Source organism: Gordonia sp. NPDC058843 (assembly GCF_042743165.1).
In the GTDB taxonomy this organism is placed as follows: Bacteria; Actinomycetota; Actinomycetes; order Mycobacteriales; family Mycobacteriaceae; genus Gordonia.
On sequence record NZ_JBHYNC010000038.1, the window covers coordinates 18,831 to 32,798 of the forward strand.

Genomic DNA, 13,968 nt, shown 5'->3' on the forward strand with positions numbered 1-13,968 from the left:
GAGCGGTCGATGACGCGTCCCGGCAGCTGGTCGGGCCTGTCCTGCGACGCAGCAGCCCGAGGACTACATTCGTGCGCATGGCGCTGGGTCTGCTGCTCGACATCGACGGGGTGATGGTCACCTCGTGGCAGGCGCTGCCCGGCGCGGTCGAGGCGATCGCCGACCTCGCCGATCAGGGCATCCCGCGGATGTTCCTGACCAACACGACGTCCCGCTCACGCGGCGAGATCGCCGAGGCGTTGAACTCATCCGGTTTCGAGGTGAAGCCGGACGAAATCCTCTCGGCGGCAAAGCTGACCGCCGAACACGTGGCGACCACCTACCCGGGCAAGCGCGTCTGGGTGCTCAACCAGGGCCCGATCGCCGAGGACATGACCGGCGTGGAGTTGACCGACGATCCGGCGTCGGCGGAGGTGGTGGTGCTCGGCGGCGCCGGTTCGGTGTTCACGCACGCGACGCTGTCGAAGGTCCTCGAGATGCTGCTCGACGGTGTCCCGGTGATCGCGATGCACCGGTCGATGACCTGGTCGACGGCGGACGGCCTGAGCATCGACACCGGGGTGTACCTCGAGGGACTCGAAAAGGCCTCGGGCGCAAAGATCAAGGCGATCGGCAAACCCTCGCCGGTCGGCTTCCGGGCGGCCACCGAGATCCTGGGTCTCGAGCCGACCCAGGTGGTGATGGTCGGCGACGACATGCACAACGACGTCCTCGGCGCACAGGCCGCGGCGCTGATCGGCGTGCTGGTGCGCACCGGCAAGTTCCGCGAGGAGGCGCTGCATGCGCTGCAGCGTGACGAGTTCGGGCCCTACCCCGACCACGTCATCGACTCGGTCGCCGACCTCCCCGAGCTCATCGGCAAGCTCGGCGGAACCTGACATCTACTCCCTGAGGAGCGAGCTTGCGAGCGTCTCGAAGGGTCAGTTGGACTCGGCGGCGCGCTTGATCTTGCCCAGGGTCTCGGCCATCCCGAGCTTCAGTTCCTCTTCGAACGACTCGGCCCCACCGAAGAGTTTGTCGACGAGCACCGACGAGACCTTGGTCGTCGACCCGTTGACCTCGCGGCGCTCGGTGACCGTGACGCCGGCGTCCTTCGGCGTGATGGTGTAGCTCCAGATGGTGTGGTTCTCGGCGACCCGGAACCCGAGTTCCTGATGCGGGGTGTAGCGGACGACCTTGGACGTGGTCGGCCACACCAGCGGGCCCCGGCGGTTGATGTTGATCGTCTTGGTCCCCAACCCGACGGTGCCACCGCGGATGATCATCTTCTTGCACTGCGGGCTCCACTCGCCCATGCGCTTGAGATCGGAGATCACCGACCAGACCTGTTCGGGTGTGGCGTCGATGTCGATGGACTCTTCGATGAGTGCTGCGGTCATGGTCGCTCACCCTATGGGCTTGTTGGCTGAGGGTCAATAAGCATGTTCGGGTGCTCGAGTCAACCCGGAAAGGGCGCGGACCTGCGGCGTCGCGCCGTACTCAGACCAGGAGGGTCATGCCGATGACAGCGCCGATCGCGACGAACACCGCAGCCGTGATCCAGCCGGCGGGATGTTCCTCGGACGCATCGTGACCGGCCTCGGATGGGTCTTCCCCGCGCGACGCCCCGTCGAACAGCAACGTCCCGAGCTTGCCCGGGGTGAGCCAGTCGATCAGCACGAACGACCACATCATCACGGCGATCGCCAGCACCGAGTAAGCCGCGGTGTAGAGCAGCGCACGCCACAACTCCAGGAGTTCGGTGTCGATGACCGAACAGACCAGGACGATCGCGAGACCGATGACCATGGACGTCGTCAGCAGCACCGCGTTGCGGTTGTGCTCGATCCACACCAACCGGCGCAGCCGGCCGGGCGTCACCAGGTCGAGTGCCGCAAATCCGAGGATGAGCACAGCGATCCCGACCAGGCTGAACGACGCGCCCGCGGCCAAATTGTCCCGCAGCAGTTCCATCCGGCTCCCTCTCCCCTGACAACAAACACCGTCGGCGGGCTGCCGCCCGAGAACGACTTCAGCGAAGGCCTGCACGCGAGAAGCGCACAGGACCTTCGCTGAAGGACAGTAGCCGGGGTGCAGCCCCGTGGCACCGCTTCCGGCACGTGTCCGGAAGTCGCGGTGTCAGCCGACGCTGAGCATGTCGTAGGTGTCGATGTTCTCCGCCAGGCGGGTCACATGGTCCGACGCATCGCCGAGCGTGTGGCTGATCGCTGTCAACCGGCTGACGTAGTGGGCGATCGGGTACTCGGCGGTCATGCCGATACCGCCGTGCATCTGGATCGCCTCTTGACCGATCAGACGCGCGGAGCGGCAGATCTGCAGCTTCGCCCGCGAGGCGATGATCGGGTCGGCGATGCCGTCCGCCAGCGCGGAGGTCGCGTACAGGCTGAGGCTGCGCGCGAGTTCGAGCTGGACGTACATGTCGGCGGCCCGGTGGGTGAGGGCCTGGAAGGCCGACAGGGTGACGCCGAACTGCTTGCGCGACTTCAGGTATTCGACGGTCAGGTCCAGGCTGCGCTCCATCGCGCCGACGGCCTCGGCGCACAGCGCGGTCTGGATGCCGACCTCGGCGTCGGCGATGGTCTGCGACGCGTCGCCGGTGCCCAACCGCGTTGCCTTGGCGTCGCTGAACTCGATCTGCGCGCCGCGTCGGCGATCGTGCGTCCGGTACGGCGTCCGGGTGACGCCCTCGGCGTCGGCATCGACGAGGTAGAGGCCCACGCCGTTGTCGTCGCGTGCCGACACGATCAGCTTGGCTGCGCAATCGCCGTGTGCGACAAGGGTCTTGGTGCCGTTGAGGACTCCGTCGGCGGACGCGGTGGTCTCGACCCGCGCCTCCGGCCAGCGGTCTCCGGGCTCGGTGTGGGCGAAGGCCATCAGGAGTTCACCGGATGCCAGCGCAGTGCGCAGTTCGGTGCGGGTCGCATCGTCGGCGAGGCCGAGGAGTGAACCCGGGACGAGTACCGAGTCGAGGTAGGGCTCGGGTGCCAGCGCACGTCCGAGTTCGGTCATCACGCTGGTGAACTCGACCGGGCCGGCGTCCATGCCGCCCTCGTTCTCCGGGAAGGTGAGGCCGAGGATGCCGATCTCGGCCAACGACTTCCACACCTTCTCGCTCCAGCCGAGATCGGTGTCGGTGACCTTGCGCAGTGTTTCGACGTCGTACGTCTTGGTGAGGACCTCGCGAACGGTGTCGCGCAACATCCCCTGCTCTTCGGAAAGCTCGAAATCCATGGTGTTCCTTAGGTGAGGTCTGGGAGAGGCGTGGTCGGCTCAGAGGCCGAGGACGGCCTTGTCGATGATCTGGCGCTGGACCTCCGACGACCCGCCGTAGATCGTGACCTTGCGGTAGTTGAGGTAGGTCGGTGCGGCGAGCTGGGCCCACTCGGGAGCGCTCACCTCGGCGCTGCCGTTCGGCGCCGACGCGTCGAGCTGTGCGACCGGGAGCGAGTCGGGGCCCGCGATGTCGGCGATCAGCTCCATCGCAGCCTGCTGCAGCTGGCTGCCGGTCAGCTTGAGCAGGGACGACGCCGGGTTCGGCTTGCCGTCGGCCGACGAGGCCGCGACGCGCAGCTGGGTGAGTTCGAGTGCGAGCAGCTCGTTCTCGACCTCGGCGAGGCGCGCGGCGAACAGCGGATCGTCGAGCAGGGTGCCCTTCGCGGTGCGGGTCTGCTTGGCGAGTTCCTTGGCGCGGGCGAGCTTCGCCTTGGTGTAGCCGACGCGGGCGATGCCGTTGCGCTCGTTGCCGAGCAGGAACTTGGCCTGCGTCCAGCCGCTGTTCTCCTCGCCGACCATGTTCTCGGCGGGCACGCGGACGTCGTTGAAGAAGACCTCGTTGACCTCGTAGCTGCCGTCGATGAGCTGGATCGGCCGGATCTCGACGCCCGGTGTGTCCATCGGGAACAGGAACATGCTGATGCCGGCCTGCTTCTTCACCTCGGGGTCGGTGCGCGCGAGGCAGAAGATCCAGTCGGCGAACTGGCCGAGCGTGGTCCACGTCTTCTGGCCGTTGATGACGTAGTCGTCGCCGTCGCGGACCGCCCGGGTCTTGAGCGAGGCCAGATCGGAGCCGGCCTCGGGCTCGGAGAAGCCCTGGCACCACCAGATGTCGAGGTTGGCGGTCTTGGCGAGGAAGCGTTCCTTCATCTCCGGCGACCCGAACTGGGCGATGACCGGACCGATCATGCCGACGTTGAACGGCAGCATGTCGGGGACGAATGCGAGGCTCATCTCCTCGCGGTAGATGTGGTGCTGGATCGGGGTCCAGTCCTTGCCGCCGTGTTCGGTCGGCCAGCTCGGGGTGGCGACACCGTGCTCGTTGAGGATGCGCGTCGTGGTGACGAGATCCTCGGGGTACTGGAGTTTGCCCTCTTCGCATCGCTTGCGGACGTCTTCGGGGACCTTGGCGAAGATGCCACGAATCTCTTCGCGGAAGGCCTCTTCTTCAGGACTGAATGTCAGCTGCATGGGTTCTTCTCTACTCCTGTCGAGGGTGTCCGTATCCGGGCGATGGTGTCCGGGCGATGGCCTCCGCCATGTGTGCACTCGAACCGGGAAAACCCCAGTCGAGCCACGAATGACTAAGCGCTTGCTTAGTGATAGGTTGCACTATGCCGCGCGGGCCGGATGCTGTCAATCACGGCCGCCGCGCCGGCCACTCCGACCACTCCGACCGATCTGAGGGGGTGACCGTGGCTCCGTCCGCCGACCCGGTGTCGCAAGCCCGGCCGATGGCCGCCCGGGCGCGGCTCCTGCGCGCCGCAGTGGAGGCGTTCGCTGCGAAGGGGTTCAACGGCACGACGACCCGCGACATCGCCAATGGTGCGCAGATGAGCTCGGCAGCGGTCTATGTGCACTTCCGCTCCAAGGAAGAGCTGCTGTTCGAGATCTCCGACGCCGGTCACCGCGCCATCCTCGCGGCGATCGACGAGGCCGACGATCCGTCGGCGTCCCCCGGCGACCGGCTGCGCGAGCTGGTCCGCGCGTTCACCGAGCACCACGCTCGCGAACACGTGGGGGGTCGGGTGGTGAACTACGAACTGAATGCGCTCGCGCCCGACCACCTCGACACGGTGATGGCGATGCGTCGCGAGATCACCCGCCGGGTGCGCGCGATCATCGACGCCGGGATCGATGCCGGGGACTTCGATGTCGCTGATTCGCTCGCCACCACCAACGCGATGCTGTCCATGGGCATCGACGTCGCGCGCTGGTATCGCGAGGACGGCGCGCTGTCGCCGGAGCAGATGGGGGACTTCTATGCGGAGCTGGCGATGCGGATGGTCGGTTCGCCGTAATCTGCCGGCGGCCGGCGGCGCGTGAGGACGGTCAGTACCGCGCCGATGAGCGCGACGGCGAGCACGTAGCAGACGTAGCCGATGATCGTGCTGCGCAAACCGATGTGCGACACCACGATCCCGGCGATCACGGCGGGCACGCTGAAGGCGAGGTAGCTCGCCACGAAGACGGAGGAGAAGACCTGGCCGCGCTGGGTCGGAGGCGTGGCCGCGGAGATGTTGTCCATCGCTCCGAGGAAGGTCGCCGCCCACCCGGAACCGGCCACGATCGACCCGGCGATGTACAGGGGCAGAGATTCGACGAGCACCCCCGACAGGGAGATCAGCACACCTGCCGCGAGGGCGGGATAGCCGAAGGCGGACTTGACGGTTGACGAGCGGCCGGTGATGAGCAGCGAGGTGACCGCCGCGCACGCGAAGAAGACGAACAGGATCAGGCCCGCGGCACCGTGATTGGTGACGCCGAAGACCCGCGAGACCACCGACGACCCGAGCGACAGGTAGAGCCCACCGAGCGACCAGGTGGCGATGAGTGCGGGGGCCGACGCGAAGAAGACCCCGCGGACGGCTCGGGGCACGCTGATCTGCGGGGCGAGCGTGACCGCGAGGTGCCGCCGCGAATCGAAACCGCCGCGCTCCCCGGTCTCGGGAACCACGAGCAGCGCGATCAACAGGGCGGCGAACAGGGCCAGGATGATCTCGAAGACGAGGATGCGCGGGGCCGGGGCGTATTCGACGAGCAGTCCGGCAACGGCCACCCCGCCCGCCAGGCCCATGGCGGGTGCCGCACCGATGATCGTCGAACCCATGCGGGCGGTGGGTTGCAGGTCGACGGTCGTCGCGGTCAAGGTTCCGAGGGCGGCGCCGGTGGCCAGGCCCTGGAGGGCGCGGGCCGCGAGCAATGTGCCGACGTCGCCGGCGACCACGAACAGGATCATGCTGATGATCAGTAGCGCGAGCGCGACCGCGAGGACCGGGCGGCGGCCGATGTGGTCGGACAGCGAGCCGACCGTCAGCAGGCTCAACAGCATCGTGACGACGTAGACCGCGAAGACCAGGGTGAGCGTCAGCGCCGAGAAGCCCCACAACTCCTGGTAGACGGGGTACAGCGGCGAGGGCGCGGCGGAGGCGAACAAGACCATCACATAGGTCGCCGCGATCAGCCAGAACGCGCGATGGGGGTGTAGCGGCGCCATCTCATCTCCTTAACGCAAACGCACTTGCGTTTACGAAGTTAGCGGTGCCGAGGCCCCAAAAGCAATCAGCTTTGCAATAATGGTCGCATGACGAGTGCCAGCGCACCAGCTCAGCAGGAGTCGGCCGGGTCCGGGGCGCCCGCGCGGCGGCCCGGCGGCCGCAGCGCTCGGGTGCAGTCCGCCGTGTACACGGCGGTCGGTCAACTGGTCGGTGCCGGACGCCGCGAGACGATGACGATCCCGGAGGTCGCCGACCTCGCCGGGGTCAATCCGACCAGCATCTATCGACGGTGGGGATCCATCGACGCGCTTCTCGGGGAGGTGGCGGTCGCGGCACTGACCCGGGGCGAACCGCTGCCGGACACGGGCACGCTTGCCGACGATCTGTCCGAGTGGGCGACGATCATCGCCGCCGACATCGCGCGCCCCAAGCGCCGGGCCTACCTTCGCGCCATGGTCGCGGCCCGGGAGGACATCGTGGAGGTCTGCCCCTGCTGGGAGATCCGGCGTGAACACGCCGAGCAGATGATCGCGCGGGCACAGGAGCGCGGCGAGCCCACGCCGTCGGTGCGGCAGGTGCTCGATCACGTGATCGCCCCGCTATATCACCACGCGGTGTTCGGGCTCGAACTCGACGCCGATCACGCCGCCGAGCTGGTCGGTGACCTGTTATCGATGATCGGGGCCGGGCCGAGACTGTAGGGTCCGGGCATGAAACACGTCCACGCGTTCACCGACGACGCACTCGGGGAGCACGACGCGGTCGGCATCGCCGACGCGATCTCGTCCGGTCAGATCTCCGCCGCGGAAGCCGTCGAGGCCGCGATCGCCCGCATCGACGCCGTCAACCCACACCTCAACGCAATCGCCTTCGACGACCGCGAGCGCGCCCGAAAACGCGCCGTCGACAATGACTTCCCGCTGGGATCGTTCATCGGGGTGCCGTCGATCATCAAGAACAACACCGACTTCGCGGGCCTGCCGACCTGTCACGGGTCGGCCGCGGTTCCGCCGCGACCGGCCGAGGCCAACGAGGCCTTCACCAACCAGTTCCTGGCCAGTGGGGTCAACGTCGTCGGGGCGTCGACGATGCCCGCCTTCGGACTGACCTCGACGACGGAGTTCGTCGACCGTGAGCCGACGCGCAACCCGTGGAACACCGATTACTCCTCGGGTGGTTCATCGGGTGGTTCGGCGGCGCTGGTCGCCGCCGGAGCACTGCCGATCGCGCACGCCAACGACGGTGGCGGATCGATCCGGATTCCCGCCGCCATCTGCGGGCTGGTGGGTCTCAAGCCGAGTCGCGGGCGGGTCGAGTCGTCGAAGGAGACGCGGGACGCGCCGATCGACCTGGTGTCCAACGGGATCGTCAGCCGCTCGGTGCGTGACACGGCGCGATTCCTCGCCGACACACAGGGTTTTAAACCCGCGCCCGGGATGCCGCCGATCGGGATCGTCGAAGGTCCGGGGACCAAGCGGCTCAAGATCGCGCTGATCACCGAACCTCTGACCGGGGCGCTGCTCGACCGCGAGACCCAACGGTGTGTCGCCGAGGCGGCCGAACTCGTCGAGTCGCTCGGTCACCGCACCGAGATGGTGCCGCTGCCGGTCGATCGTGACTACGTCCGGGACTTCATCGATTACTGGTCGTTGCTGGCACTCGCGCTGGATCGCTTCGGAAAACGGGTGGTCGACAAGGGGTTCGACCGGTCGCAGGTCGACTCCTTCACCCGCGGCCTGTCGCGCAGTGCGCTCCGGCACTTCTACCGGCTGCCCGGCGCGGTCCGGGGGTTGAAGAAGTCCACCGCCACGATCCGGGGTCTGCACGACACCTTCGACGTCATCCTCACCCCGACCGTCGTCCACACGACCCCGGAGATCGGATACCTCGACCCGGCACTCGAATTCGACGAGGCGATGGACCGGCTGACCCGCTTCATCGCGTTCACCCCGGCCAACAACACCGCCGGCACCCCGGCGATCAGTCTTCCTCTCGGACAGGATGAGTCGGGCATGCCCGTGGGAATCCACTTCGCCGCCGACCTCGGCCAGGAACGCACGCTTCTCGAGTTGGCCTTCGAGCTCGAAGCCGCTCAGCCGTTCGCGCGGATCCAGGACGCCTGAGTCCCGGCTGAGCACAAACCCACCCCTTTTCCTTAGACCCACCACCTCGCAAGGTGGTGGGTCTAAGGAAAAGGGGTGGGTCTGCGAGAGCCCTAGTGCTGCACGGCCTTCTCGGCGCCGACGCCGGTGAGGGAGCGGACCTCCATTTCGGCGTTGCGTTCCGGGGTGCCGTTGTCCGACGGGGTCGTCAGCGTGCCGACGATACCGAGAACGAAGGCCAGCGGGATCGACACGATGCCCGGGTTGGCGAGCGGGAACCAGGCGAAGTCGGCGCCGGGGACCATGGCCGTCGACGACCCGGACACGGCGGGGGAGAAGATGATCAGCACGATCGTGGAGATCAGGCCGCCGTACATGCTCCACAGGGCGCCGCGGGTGTTGAACCGCTTCCAGTAGAGCGAGTAGACGATCGTCGGCAGGTTCGCGGCCGCGGCGATCGCGAAGGCCAGTGCCACCAGGAAGGCGATGTTCTGGCCGTTGGCGAGGATGCCGAGGATGATGCTCACGATACCGAGGACGACGACGGTGTACCGGGAGACGCGGACCTGGTCGGCCTCACTTGCCTTGTTGCGCTTGATCACCGAGGCGTAGATGTCGTGGGCGAACGACGCCGACGCGGTGATGGCGAGGCCGGCGACCACGGCGAGGATCGTCGCGAAGGCGACCGCCGAGATGATGCCGAGCAGGACCACGCCACCGAGCTCGAACGCCAACAGTGGTGCCGCGGAGTTCTGTCCGCCGGCGGCGTCGAGGATCTTGTCCGGTCCGACCAGGGCAGCGGCTCCGTAGCCGAGGACCAGGGTGAACAGGTAGAAGGCGCCGATCAGGGCGATGGCCCACACCACCGACTTGCGAGCCTCCTTGGCGGTCGGCACGGTGTAGAAGCGCATCAGCACGTGCGGCAGGCCCGCGGTGCCGAGGACCAGGGCGATGGCGAGCGAGATGAAGTTGATCTGGCTCGTCAGCGATCCGCCGTACTGGGCGCCGGGCGCGAGAACGTCACGTGCGGCGACCTTTTCGCTGGTCGAGTCGGTGACCGCGTCCTGCGCCGCACCGAGAATGGACGACAGGTTCATGCCGAACTTCGCCAGGACGATGAAGGTCATGATGCCGGCACCCGCGATGAGCAGGACGGCCTTGATGATCTGCACCCAGGTGGTGCCCTTCATGCCGCCGATGAGCACGTAGACGATCATCAGCGCGCCGACGACGGCGATGACGATCGACTGACCGACGCGTCCCTCGATGTCGAGGAGCAGGGCGACGAGGCCGCCGGCGCCGGCCATCTGGGCGAGCAGGTAGAACAGCGACACCGCGAGGGTGGAGATCGCCGCGGCCAGACGCACCGGACGTTGCTTGAGGCGGAAACTCAGGACGTCCGCCATGGTGAACTTGCCGGTGTTGCGCAGCAATTCGGCCACGAGCAACAGGGCGACGAGCCACGCGACGAGGAAGCCGATCGAGTAGAGGAAGCCGTCGTAGCCGTAGACCGCGATGGCGCCCGCGATGCCGAGGAAGCTGGCTGCCGACAGGTAGTCGCCGGCGATGGCGATGCCGTTCTGGGGTCCGGAGAAGCCGCGACCGCCGGTGAAGAAGTCGGCAGCCGTGTTGTTGTTCTTGCTGGCCTTGATCACCACGAACATGGTGACTGCGACGAAGGCGGCGAAGATGGCGATGTTGGCGGCGGGGCTGCCCACGGTCGCCGCGAGGACGGTCACGTCGGTGGTGTGCACAGAGGTGTCCACAGCGGGGGTGTTCACAGCGAGGGACCGCCTTCCATCTCGTTGCGGATCGCCTCGGCCTTCGGGTCGAGGTTGCGATTGGCGAAGCGTACGTACATGCCGGTGATGACGAAGGTGCTGACGAACTGCAGCAGACCGAGGATCAGGCCGACGTTGATGTTGCCCCAGACCTGGGTCGCCATGAAGTCATGCGCGAAGGCGCCGAGCAGCACGTAGACGGAGTACCAGATCAGGAAGAACGCGGTCAGCGGGAAGACGAACTTGCGCAGGGTGCGCCGCAGGTCCTGGAACTCCGGGCTCGCCTGCATCTCGATGAATTCTTCGCCGGTCGGCGCGTGTGGCGCCGGTGGTGGTTGGTCGACGGTCGACACGTTTCCTCCCAGGGTGACGTGGCCACGTGTGTGATGGCCATACGAGAGTCAGCCTGGATGAGGTGCAGATCACATGGCAATCGGGTGTCCTGGGTCACACGCCGAAGCCCGCGGTCTGTGCGACGGGCGGTCGGTCAGATCCGACGAACGGCGAGCGGTCAACTGGCCGATCGGTCAGGTGTCGGGTCGTCCGGGCCCCGCCCGGGGGTGCGGTCCACTCCCATCCCGACTCGCTCCGGCACGTGCATACGGGCGAAGGTCCGTGCGAGATCGGCCGGTACCAGGCGGCGGGTCGCCATGCTGACCAGGACCATCGTGCCGAAGGCGAGAGGCACCGTCACCGCGGCCGGATACCCGATCACTACCTCGAGCCACCCGCCGAGCGCGTCGTCGTCGACGACCCCGGCGATCGCCAGCATCGTGGCCGACCCCGAGGACGCGCCGCCGACGACGAGCCCCGCGATGGCGCCGACGGCCGTCAGCCCGCGCCACCAGATGCCGAGCACCAGCAAGGGGCAGAGCGTCGACGCGGCGACCGCGAACACCAATCCGACGGTCCGGGAGAGCTCCAGCGAGGCGGCCGCCAGCGACAGGCCGATCGGGATGAGTCCGCCGATGACCGCGGCCAGGCGAAAGTCGCGGACGCGGCCACGCAGGAGGTCGGTCGCGAGCGCGCCGGCGACCGACACGAGCAGCCCCGATGAGGTGGCGAGGAAGGCGGCGATCGCCCCCGCAGCGACGAGTGCGGCCAGGATCTGGCCGGCGATCCCGCCGACCGCCGCACTCGGCAACAGCAGGACCGCGGCGTCGGCAGTGCCGGTGATCAGCAGCTCGGGGACGTAGAGCCGCGCGAACACGCCCAGCAGGATCGGGAACAGATAGAACAGCGAGAGCAGAGCGATGACGGCCAGCGCCGTCCGCCGAGCCGATCGACCGTCGGGATTGGTGTAGAAGCGGACCAGGACGTGCGGCAGACCCATCACTCCGAGGAATGTCGCGATGATCAGCGACAGCACCTGGTAGAGCGGATGGTTGCCGCCGAACCCCCCGCCGGGGGCGATCCATTCCGCGTTCTGCGTCGGTGCGCCCGCGACGACGGGGGTGGCTGCTCCGGCGTCGAGGAAGATGGTGGAACCCGCGGAGATCACGTGCGGTCCGGTGGTGGCCACGGGTGCGTCGTCGACGACGACGCCGTCCAAGGTTCCGGTGACCCGGACCCCGGCGGTCTCGGCGACGGTGACCGACACGTCGGTGGTCACGTCGACCGTGGTCGCGGTGGTGATGCGTGGCGGCGCCGGTTCCCCGACGGGCGCGGGGTCCTGGGCGAAGACGCCGATCAGGACGAGCGCGGGAACCGCGATCGCGGTCAGCTTGAGCCAGTACTGGAAGGCCTGGACGAAGGTGATCGATCGCATGCCGCCGCCGACGACGTTCACGATCACGATCACGCCGACACCGACCACGCCTGCCCACACCGGTGCGCCGAGAAGAATGTTGAGCGTGAGTCCCGCGCCCTGGAACTGCGGGATGAGGTACAGGACGCAGACGACGACCACGACGAGCATCGCGGTCTTTCGCACGGCGGTGGAGGCGAGCCGGAACTCGGCGAAGTCGGGCACCGTGTAGGCCCCGGAACGACGCAGCGGCGCGGCGACGAACAGCAGCAGTCCGAGGTAGCCGGCGGTGAATCCCACGGGATACCAGAGGGCGTCTGCGCCGTACTTCGCGATGAGCCCGGCCACCCCGAGAAAAGATGCCGCCGAGAGATATTCGCCGGAGACCGCGGCCGCGTTCCAGCGTGAGCCGACGCTCCGCGAGGCCACCAGGAAGTCGGACGTGGTGCGCGAGAACCGGCCTCCCCAGGCGCCGACCGCGATCGTGGCGATGGCGGCGGCGAACAGCCCGACAGCGGTGAGGACGTGAACCTCGGTGGTCATGACGGGCCCGGTTCGGGCGAGTCATCCCCGACGGAGTCGGCCAGATCGTTCCCGACGGAGTCGGACAGATCGTTCCCGACGGAGTCGGCCAGGTCGATCCCGACGGAGTCGGACAGATCATCATCGACGAGGCCCATGAAGTCGCGTTCGGCCTGTTCGGCGAGATGCACGTACAGGCGACCGGTCAGGTAGAGGATCGGGAAGGCGAGCACGCCCAGCACCAACCAGATCAACCGGATTCCGAAGACGTCGGCGTCGGCGATTCCCGGAAACAGCCAGGCGGCAAGGGGTATCGCCGCGGCCACCGCGAGAAGGGTGCCGCCGAGTCGGAGGCCGAGACCGAGTTGAGCGCGCATGAGGCCCCGCACGAGCGCGTCGCCGACCTCGGTCTGTTCCTGGACCTCGACGCGGGTGCGCACCATCCGTGCTCCGCGGCGGGAGGCGAGCACCACGCGTTCACGCTGGGGAGGAGGCTCAGCCATCATCTCGGCCGGTGGGAGAACGATACTGGCGCAGCGGGTCCCGGATGAGACGGTCTTTGAGCTCGCGGACCTGTCGGCGGCTGACGGGCAGTTCGACGGCCTCGGATGCACCGTTGGCGCGGACGCACACCACGGTGCCTCCGCCGACGGTCCGCAGTCCGGTGACCATCGGCAGCGAGACGAGGTAGGACCGATGGACGCGCGCGAAACCGGTGTGCTGCCAGCGTGACTCGAGGGTCGACAAGGGGATGCGCACGAGGTGGGCGCCGGAGTCGGCGTGTAGGCGGGCGTAGTCGCCGACGGCCTCGACCCAGGAGATCGAGTCGCGCCGGACGAGTGAGGTCACGCCGCTCATCTCCACCGGGATGACGTCGTCCGATGCGATGCGACGTTTGGGACGAGCGGCGGGTGGATCGGGTTCGGTCGCGCGTCCCGGACTGTCGAGGCTGGCGCGGACGCGTTCGACTGCCTGTGTGAGACGTTGTTCGCGGAGTGGTTTGAGCAGGTAGTCGACGGCTCCGACCTCGAACGCGTCGACGGCCCGGTCGTCGTGGGCGGTGACGAACACGATCGCCGGGGGCGAGGCGTATTTCGCGAGCACACCGGCGAGTTCGAGTCCCGACAGGCCGGGCATGTTGATGTCGAGAAAGATCGCGTCGACGCGATGCTCGTTGAGTTCGCGGAGGGCGCCGGTGGCGTCGGAGGCGGACCAGACCTCGGCGACGTCGTCCTGCCGGTTCAGCAGGTAGCCGAGCTCGTCGAGAGCGGGTGGTTCGTCGTCGACCGCGAGAACCACCAGTGCGGTCATGGAGCACCTCCCGC

14 protein-coding genes are annotated in these 13,968 nt (G+C 67.7%); 4 read left to right on the forward strand and 10 right to left on the reverse strand.

Annotated elements, in window-relative coordinates; translation table 11 throughout:
- Positions 1–77: 77 nt before the first annotated feature.
- Complete coding sequence (locus tag ACFW3F_RS20185) at positions 78–878, forward strand: HAD-IIA family hydrolase (protein ID WP_388060541.1); 801 nt, start codon at positions 78–80, stop codon at positions 876–878.
- 42 nt (positions 879–920) lie between these two features.
- On the opposite strand, the gene ACFW3F_RS20190 is transcribed toward ACFW3F_RS20185, so the two are convergent.
- The 4 genes from ACFW3F_RS20190 to ACFW3F_RS20205 all read right to left on the reverse strand — a co-directional run bounded on the left by ACFW3F_RS20190 (position 921) and on the right by ACFW3F_RS20205 (position 4,464).
- The gene (locus ACFW3F_RS20190) at positions 921–1,379 is read right to left on the reverse strand and encodes an SRPBCC family protein (RefSeq protein WP_388060543.1); all 459 of its coding nucleotides are present in this window, start codon (positions 1,377–1,379) and stop codon (positions 921–923) included.
- A 100-nt stretch (positions 1,380–1,479) separates the two neighbouring features.
- A complete protein-coding gene (locus ACFW3F_RS20195; RefSeq protein WP_388060545.1) occupies positions 1,480–1,953 on the reverse strand; it encodes a DUF350 domain-containing protein in 474 nt (157 codons plus the stop codon).
- A 165-nt stretch (positions 1,954–2,118) separates the two neighbouring features.
- Entirely contained in the window at positions 2,119–3,231 is a 1,113-nt protein-coding gene (locus tag ACFW3F_RS20200; protein WP_388060547.1) for an acyl-CoA dehydrogenase family protein, read from the reverse strand.
- A 39-nt stretch (positions 3,232–3,270) separates the two neighbouring features.
- The gene (locus tag ACFW3F_RS20205; RefSeq protein ID WP_388060549.1) at positions 3,271–4,464 is read right to left on the reverse strand and encodes an acyl-CoA dehydrogenase family protein; all 1,194 of its coding nucleotides are present in this window, start codon (positions 4,462–4,464) and stop codon (positions 3,271–3,273) included.
- Between the two features lie 218 nt (positions 4,465–4,682).
- On the opposite strand from ACFW3F_RS20205, the gene ACFW3F_RS20210 reads away from it, so the two are divergent.
- Positions 4,683–5,294 carry a TetR/AcrR family transcriptional regulator gene (locus tag ACFW3F_RS20210; protein WP_388060551.1) on the forward strand — a complete coding sequence of 204 codons (612 nt, stop codon included), beginning with the start codon at positions 4,683–4,685 and terminating at the stop codon, positions 5,292–5,294.
- Here ACFW3F_RS20210 and ACFW3F_RS20215 read toward each other — a convergent pair.
- Entirely contained in the window at positions 5,255–6,490 is a 1,236-nt protein-coding gene (locus ACFW3F_RS20215) for an MFS transporter (RefSeq protein WP_388060553.1), read from the reverse strand. The genes ACFW3F_RS20210 and ACFW3F_RS20215 overlap by 40 nt on opposite strands.
- An 87-nt stretch (positions 6,491–6,577) precedes the next feature.
- Between ACFW3F_RS20215 and ACFW3F_RS20220 the strand changes: the two genes are divergently transcribed.
- Both ACFW3F_RS20220 and ACFW3F_RS20225 read left to right on the forward strand, forming a co-directional pair.
- Complete coding sequence (locus tag ACFW3F_RS20220) at positions 6,578–7,192, forward strand: TetR/AcrR family transcriptional regulator C-terminal ligand-binding domain-containing protein (RefSeq protein WP_388060555.1); 615 nt, start codon at positions 6,578–6,580, stop codon at positions 7,190–7,192.
- Positions 7,193–7,201: 9 nt separating this feature from the next.
- Entirely contained in the window at positions 7,202–8,614 is a 1,413-nt protein-coding gene (locus ACFW3F_RS20225) for an amidase (protein WP_388060557.1), read from the forward strand.
- 92 nt (positions 8,615–8,706) lie between these two features.
- On the opposite strand, the gene ACFW3F_RS20230 is transcribed toward ACFW3F_RS20225, so the two are convergent.
- The 5 genes from ACFW3F_RS20230 to ACFW3F_RS20250 all read right to left on the reverse strand — a co-directional run bounded on the left by ACFW3F_RS20230 (position 8,707) and on the right by ACFW3F_RS20250 (position 13,954).
- Positions 8,707–10,359, reverse strand: a complete 1,653-nt coding sequence (locus ACFW3F_RS20230; protein WP_388060594.1) for a cation acetate symporter — start codon at positions 10,357–10,359, stop codon at positions 8,707–8,709.
- An 11-nt stretch (positions 10,360–10,370) separates the two neighbouring features.
- The gene (locus ACFW3F_RS20235) at positions 10,371–10,727 is read right to left on the reverse strand and encodes a DUF485 domain-containing protein (protein ID WP_388060559.1); all 357 of its coding nucleotides are present in this window, start codon (positions 10,725–10,727) and stop codon (positions 10,371–10,373) included.
- Positions 10,728–10,885: 158 nt separating this feature from the next.
- Entirely contained in the window at positions 10,886–12,664 is a 1,779-nt protein-coding gene (locus tag ACFW3F_RS20240; protein WP_388060561.1) for a cation acetate symporter, read from the reverse strand.
- Complete coding sequence (locus ACFW3F_RS20245; protein ID WP_388060563.1) at positions 12,661–13,146, reverse strand: hypothetical protein; 486 nt, start codon at positions 13,144–13,146, stop codon at positions 12,661–12,663. Before ACFW3F_RS20245 ends, ACFW3F_RS20240 begins: the two co-directional genes overlap by 4 nt.
- On the reverse strand, positions 13,139–13,954 hold the full coding sequence (locus ACFW3F_RS20250; protein ID WP_388060565.1) for a LytR/AlgR family response regulator transcription factor: 816 nt from the start codon (positions 13,952–13,954) through the stop codon (positions 13,139–13,141). Before ACFW3F_RS20250 ends, ACFW3F_RS20245 begins: the two co-directional genes overlap by 8 nt.
- Between the last annotated feature and the right edge of the window lie 14 nt (positions 13,955–13,968).

What these genes read in the sequence shown, in the direction of transcription:
- ACFW3F_RS20195 (WP_388060545.1), bottom strand. Translation starts at nt 1,953, where the DNA reads ATGGAACTGCTGCGGGACAATTTGGCCGCGGGCGCGTCGTTCAGCCTG.
- ACFW3F_RS20185 (WP_388060541.1), top strand. Translation starts at nt 78, where the DNA reads ATGGCGCTGGGTCTGCTGCTCGACATCGACGGGGTGATGGTCACCTCG.
- ACFW3F_RS20240 (WP_388060561.1), bottom strand. Translation starts at nt 12,664, where the DNA reads ATGACCACCGAGGTTCACGTCCTCACCGCTGTCGGGCTGTTCGCCGCC.
- ACFW3F_RS20190 (WP_388060543.1), bottom strand. Translation starts at nt 1,379, where the DNA reads ATGACCGCAGCACTCATCGAAGAGTCCATCGACATCGACGCCACACCC.
- ACFW3F_RS20205 (WP_388060549.1), bottom strand. Translation starts at nt 4,464, where the DNA reads ATGCAGCTGACATTCAGTCCTGAAGAAGAGGCCTTCCGCGAAGAGATT.
- ACFW3F_RS20225 (WP_388060557.1), top strand. Translation starts at nt 7,202, where the DNA reads ATGAAACACGTCCACGCGTTCACCGACGACGCACTCGGGGAGCACGAC.
- ACFW3F_RS20245 (WP_388060563.1), bottom strand. Translation starts at nt 13,146, where the DNA reads ATGGCTGAGCCTCCTCCCCAGCGTGAACGCGTGGTGCTCGCCTCCCGC.
- ACFW3F_RS20250 (WP_388060565.1), bottom strand. Translation starts at nt 13,954, where the DNA reads ATGACCGCACTGGTGGTTCTCGCGGTCGACGACGAACCACCCGCTCTC.
- ACFW3F_RS20215 (WP_388060553.1), bottom strand. Translation starts at nt 6,490, where the DNA reads ATGGCGCCGCTACACCCCCATCGCGCGTTCTGGCTGATCGCGGCGACC.
- ACFW3F_RS20200 (WP_388060547.1), bottom strand. Translation starts at nt 3,231, where the DNA reads ATGGATTTCGAGCTTTCCGAAGAGCAGGGGATGTTGCGCGACACCGTT.
- ACFW3F_RS20220 (WP_388060555.1), top strand. Translation starts at nt 6,578, where the DNA reads ATGACGAGTGCCAGCGCACCAGCTCAGCAGGAGTCGGCCGGGTCCGGG.